Annotated in this window: 3 protein-coding genes; all 3 read right to left on the minus strand. The window is 63.8% G+C overall.

Annotated features, from left to right (window positions below; all coding sequences use genetic code 11):
• On the minus strand, nt 1–1015 hold a 1015-nt coding region (tnpC, locus tag BM190_RS39355; protein WP_143109212.1), incomplete at its 3' end, for an IS66 family transposase.
• Between the two features lie 47 nt (nt 1016–1062).
• A complete protein-coding gene (gene tnpB, locus BM190_RS39360; protein ID WP_092263419.1) occupies nt 1063–1410 on the minus strand; it encodes an IS66 family insertion sequence element accessory protein TnpB in 348 nt (115 codons plus the stop codon).
• Nucleotides 1407–1791: IS66-like element accessory protein TnpA (tnpA, locus tag BM190_RS42065; protein WP_143109213.1), on the minus strand; the 385-nt coding region annotated here is incomplete at its 5' end. The genes tnpA and tnpB, both read right to left, overlap by 4 nt.

Below are 1791 nucleotides of genomic sequence, written 5' to 3' on the forward strand. Positions count from 1 at the left end.
CTTTCTTTTGCGGATCGAACAACGGCTCGAAGCCGCTGTAGCAATCGGCTTGCAGGATGCCGGCGAAGGCGGCCAGATGCCTCTGCGGGTGTTCGCCTCGTCGGTCGCTTGAGGCGTAATAGACCGCCGCCGGCGGTGCGAGCCCGGCAAAGGGTCGATCATCCCGCACATAAGTCCAGATCCTCCCGGTCGTGCACTTGCCCTTCGCCAGGATCCGGATGGTGGTGTCATCGCCATGAAGGCGCTCGGCGGCGAGCACATGGCGTTCGATCAAGTGGAAGAGCGGCATGACGGCGAAGGTCCCGTGGCCGACCTGGTCCGCCAGCGTCGACAACGACAGGTCGATCCTCTCGGCCTTAAAGCGCGCACTCTGGCGATTGAGCGGGATGTGCATGCCGAACTTGTCGAACAGAATCGTCGCCAACAATTGTGGGCCGATGAAGCCGCGCGGCGTCGCGTGGAACGGCGCCGGCGGCTGGCTGATCTTCTCGCAATCGCGGCAGGTGAACTTCTCGCGCACTGTCTCGATGACCTTGAAGCGGCGCGGGATCTCCTCCAGCGTCTTGGTCACATCCTCGCCGATCTTCGCCAGCCGCGATCCGCCGCAGCAGGCGCAGCCCGTCGGAGCGTCAATGACGACGCGCTCGTGTTCGATGTCGTCCGGCCAGGGCTTGCGCACTGGTCGCTTGCGCGTGAAGGGGCGGACGTTCTGCGTCTTCGCCGCCGCGGCCTGCGCGACAAGCTCATCCTCGCTCGCCGTGGTGGCGAGTTCTTCGAGCTCCAATTCCAACTGCTCGATCAGACGCGCCGTGCGTTCGGAGCGCTGCCCGTACAGTTCGCGTTTGAGCTTCTCGATCCGCAGCTCGAGATGCGCGATCAGCGCCTCGTTATCCGACAGCTCCGCCCGCGCACTGGCGGCCATCGCCTCAGCTCGCAGCCGCGCCTCACGCTCGGCCTGCAGCGCTGCCAGGGCACTGACAAGGTCCGATGGAATGTCGTCCGGCTTCGATATCATAAAGCCATTGAATCAGATCAAGCAGCGGATTTAAACCCGTAAAGCGGCTATCCGACCCGCATCGGACGCTGTGTTTCCTGAGGGTTCCGCCAATCGATCCCGGACAACAGATAGCTCAGCTGCGCCGGTGAGATCGTTACCGGTTCACCGGCAACCGATGGCCAGACGAACCTTCCTCTCTCGAGCCTCTTGGTAAACAGGCATGCTCCCTGGCCATCGTGCCAAATCACCTTCAGAAGATCGCCGCGTTTGCCCCTGAAGCAGAAAAGACCGCCATCCATAGGGTTGTGCTTGAGCACCTCCTGCACACGCAGAGCAAGACTCGGAAAGCCGCACCGCATGTCCGTGTGGCCCGTGGCAATCCAGACCCTGACGCCGCTTGGGATCGGGATCATCGCCGCCTCAGAAGCTCAAGGACGCGCTGCAGCGCTTCACCGTCGACGTCCCGGTCAACCCGAACGCGACAGCCTCCGCCAAGTTCGATCTCGATGATTCCAGTCCTCGCACGCTGCGCAGGCGGCGAAGACGCCGGTTGCGGCGCGCTGATCGATATCGGAGCCGGCGCCGGAGTGATTTCGACAGGAACGAGAACTGACACCGCGTCACCGCCCAGGCGGCCCTGTCGCGCATGCCGACGCCAGGTGAACAGCAGGCTCGGAGCCACCCCATGCCGGCGCGCGATCCCGCAGACCGTCTCACCAGCTTGCAAGGTCTCCTCAACAAGGCGGACCTTCTCGTCGTAACTCCATCGGCGCCGGCGCTCGGCGCCCAATACC

Origin of the sequence: Bradyrhizobium sp. Rc3b (genome assembly GCF_900114915.1) — a bacterium.
Taxonomy (GTDB): Bacteria; Pseudomonadota; Alphaproteobacteria; order Rhizobiales; family Xanthobacteraceae; genus Bradyrhizobium.

Excerpts from the sequence above, each read along its gene's own strand:
- tnpB (WP_092263419.1), bottom strand. The coding sequence starts at position 1,410 with ATGATCCCGATCCCAAGCGGCGTCAGGGTCTGGATTGCCACGGGCCAC.